Source organism: Clostridium sp. LS, from assembly GCF_002760435.1.
Lineage (GTDB): Bacteria > Bacillota > Clostridia > Clostridiales > Clostridiaceae > Clostridium.
The window spans coordinates 1-4,031 of the sequence record NZ_AUUU01000187.1; the positions used below are offsets into that span (position 1 = coordinate 1).

At 29.2% G+C, this 4,031-nt stretch carries 2 protein-coding genes; both read right to left on the reverse strand.

Annotated elements, in window-relative coordinates:
- Positions 1 to 202: 202 nt before the first annotated feature.
- Positions 203 to 1,960, reverse strand: coding sequence for a helicase-related protein (locus COL3_RS25870; RefSeq protein ID WP_008427975.1), 1,758 nt, complete (start codon positions 1,958 to 1,960; stop codon positions 203 to 205).
- A 475-nt stretch (positions 1,961 to 2,435) separates the two neighbouring features.
- Positions 2,436 to 3,653, reverse strand: a complete 1,218-nt coding sequence (gene pepT, locus COL3_RS25875; protein ID WP_008427974.1) for a peptidase T — start codon at positions 3,651 to 3,653, stop codon at positions 2,436 to 2,438.
- Between the last annotated feature and the right edge of the window lie 378 nt (positions 3,654 to 4,031).

Consider the following 4,031-nt stretch of genomic DNA (forward strand, 5'->3'; position numbering starts at 1 on the left):
ACATGAAGATTTAGTAAATATGTAAGTATATTCATATAATAAGTCCAATTATAATGATCTATATATAGATCATTATAAAAGAACAATATATTATATTTATAAGATTGCAGCTAAAATATAATATATTGTTGAAATTGTTTATTTTCTATTTACTTTACGATTGCTCATAAAATATAGTAAATTCTTTGTCTTTAATATATATCTAAATTCTTAATAATATCTCATTTATTTCTTCACTAATCTTCATTCTTTCCTCGTAAACCCATTTTACATCTAATTTCAAGTTAAATATCTTTGAAAATGAATAATACATATTTACTTTTTGATAATAAATTTCTAAATCATCTAATCCACCTCTAAAGCATTGTGGTTTAAACAGCTCATCTTGTTTATTAATAAATAACTCATCTATATAGTTTAAAAATGTCTCCATTAATTCATCGCTGGAAACATCAAAGGGAACTTTTAGTAAATCCCATTGTATTTCTTCTCTAAGTTTATACTTTTTTATTCTATCTAAAATCAAAATGTATTCACTTACATCCATTTTAGTATAATAATCTAATTTTTCCTCTCTAGTACTCCATAATGCTAGTTTTTCATCTAAAGGCAGACTTCTAATCTTTAATATTACCTCTGATGGTCCAATAACAGCCTGCTTAATAGTCTCATCTTTAGTATCTAATTTTGATTTAATTATATCTGCATTTCCTCCAACACTTGCAATATATCCTACATCATAAATACCCAATCTTCCAGCACGCCCTCCAACTTGCTTTACTTCTTGTGACGTTAACTCTCTAACTTCTTCTCCATCAAACTTTCGTATGCTCATAAATATAATTCTTCTGATCGGCAAATTAACTCCCATTCCTATAGCATCAGTGGTTACAAGTATTTTTGTTTCTTTATTAACAAATTGCTCATACTGCATCTTTCTAACCTCTGGTGGTAAATCACCGTATATTATGCTTGCTTTAATACCTCTGCCTGAATATTCCTCAGCAATTTCTAATACCCTCTTTTTTGAAAATACTACAATAGCATCTCCTTCTTGAACATTTCCATAACTAAAATTTTTAAATTCAACTTCTAGTGGTATTGCCCTTTTATATTCTTTAATTTCATATTCATCTTTACAATCATTTATTATCGTTTCCAAAATAAATTTTGCATTTGCAGCCCCGCAAATATGTATTTCATCACATTGAAGCCCAAGAACAGCTTTACTCCATGCCATTCCTCTAAAAGTATCAGAAATCATTTGAATTTCATCTATTACTGCTATATCATAATGCTCTTTTAAATTCACCTTTTCTATCGTACAAGAAATATGCGTTGCCCCCACATTTATTATTTCTTCCTCTCCAGTTTGGAGATCACATATTACTCCTTCTTTATTAAGCTTTTCATAATTCTCCAATGCAAGAATCCTAAGTGGTGACAAGTATACACCCTTTTTTGCACGTTTTAAGCGTTCCAGGGCATTATAAGTTTTACCTGTATTCGTATCCCCTAAATGTATATAAAATTTTCTTTTCATACTTCTTGCTGCAGGGTATTCATCCTTAGGATTCTTCGGAAAGGTTTCTTCAAATTCCTTCGCTACTAATCTTGGAATATGCTGCTTTGTAAGTATTGTCATTAATCCTTGATTTAAGTAGCTATTATAATTTCCACGTACAACTTCGTAGAAATCAAATTCTGTATTATTTTTTTTATTATAATTATCAAGCATTCTTTTTGATATATTCTCTAATAGTTCTTCGTATCTCTCATAAACTTCCTTAAAATCTTTTAAACTTTGATCCTCTAGTTCTTTAAGATGCCTAAGTTTCTTTCGTATTGAACTTTCATGCTCTAAAAGTGCTCCTGGCTTCGAATGCTCTACTATTTCTTCTATTTGATTTATTTGACTTTTATACTTTTTAAATTCTCTTTGAGCTGCGTTATTTTTCATTTATCTCACTCCATTCTTTTGAAGTTAACAGTTGATGTTAAAATTTTTTCAATATTTACTAAAATAAATTATAAAATATAAAACTATGCTCTAAAAAGCAGAGTCAAATCTAGTTAAATATATGTATATTTTATATAGTTACATGAAAATTATACCATACTCTATAATAGTAAATAAAATATAAGTCAATATTATTAAAGGTTTTATCAATTTTAATATAATAACAAATAAAAATGCATTATTTTACTACTTGTAATATTAAAAAAACTCCTATTAAGTTTTAAAAATTAATAGGAGTTTTAGTATATTCTTTCAGATCTTCATCTATAAATTGCAACCGCAGTGTTATTTTTGTAAATTATTAATAATAACTTTGATAAATAAATTTTTTCTAATGTGAAATGATCTTATGCAGCCTATCGGCTGCTTTTTTCTAATGTGGAATGAATTTAGGCAGCCTATCGGCTGCTTTTTTCTAATGGGCGTATCTTTTTAATATTTCTATAATAATATTTGTGCAGATATCCATACCTTCTGCTGTTATATGTTCAAATTCTCCATGATAAGCAAAGCCGCCTGTTCCAAGGTTTGGGCAAGGTAATCCCATATAGCTTAGAGTTGCGCCATCAGTGCCTCCTCGAATTGGTTCTATTACTGGTTTTACATTTAAAGCTTTCATGGCATCAATTGCATTATCAACTAGATGCATGCAAGGCTTTATAAGCTCAAGCATATTTTTATATTGGTCTCTTAAAGTAACTTTTACTGTTCCTTCTCCATATTTTTCATTTAACAATTTTTCAGCTAACAGCATTATTGATTTTTTGTTCTCAAATTTTGCACTGTCGTGATCTCTTAAAATGTATTTCATAGATGCTTTGTCAGTACATCCATTAAAGCTTTCTAAATAATAGAAACCTTCATATCCTTCTGTATATTCTGGTTTTTCACATGCTGGAAGCATTGAGTTAAATTCGATTGCAACATTTGCTGCATTAATCATTGTATTTTTTGCGGAACCTGGATGAACTGATACTCCCTTAATTTCTACATCTGCTGCAGCAGCATTAAAGTTCTCGTATGAAATTTCTCCTTCAATTCCTCCATCAATGGTATATGCAAAATCTGCTCCAAAGTTTTTTACGTCAAATAAATGTGCTCCAAGACCTACTTCTTCATCAGGAGTAAATCCAACACATATTTTCCCATGAGGTATGTTTTCTTTAATAATTGTTTCACAAGCAGTTAAAATTTCAGCTATACCTGCCTTATCATCCGCTCCAAGCAATGATGTTCCATCAGTAGTTATAAGCGTTCTTCCCTTTAAGTCTTTTAAGTGTGGAAATTTTTCAGGCGATAAAGTACTATTATTTCCTTTTAAGAGAACTTCGCCACCATCATAATTCTCGATTATTTGAGGTTTAACATTTTCTCCATTAGCTGCAGGCGCAGTATCCATATGGGCAATTAATCCTACACTAGGCTTATTTTCATATCCCTTCGTAGCAGGAATAAATCCATACACATAACAACTTTCATCAACTTTGCAGCCTTCAAGTCCAAGCCCCTTCATTTCCTCTACTAATATATGAGCTAAATCAAATTGCCTTAGTGTTGTTGGATGAGTATCTGAATTTTCATCTGATGTAGTATACACCTTAACATATTTCAATAAACGTTCATAAGCTTTCATAATTTGTCTCCTTATAATTAATCAATATATTTTCCTATTAAGTTTTTCACTAATTGGAAATCATTTATACTCCCATTTTACTTATTATCTTTCCACAAATCAATAAAAGCTTGCACATAAAATAATCATATAAATTAACATGATGCCTTAATCGATGTAACCTTATATACAAATATTATTCTCCAAAGCTTCACACCTTATTAATACTAAATAAATCAATATATTTCATGCTTATTTTAATGAATAAATAATATTTCTATAGGAACCCAATATTATAATTCGGCTTATTATATGAATATACATACATATTCATTAAATCTTTATGTGGATATCTTAACTAGAAATAATAAATATTTTTGCGCAGAAAACATTTGAAAA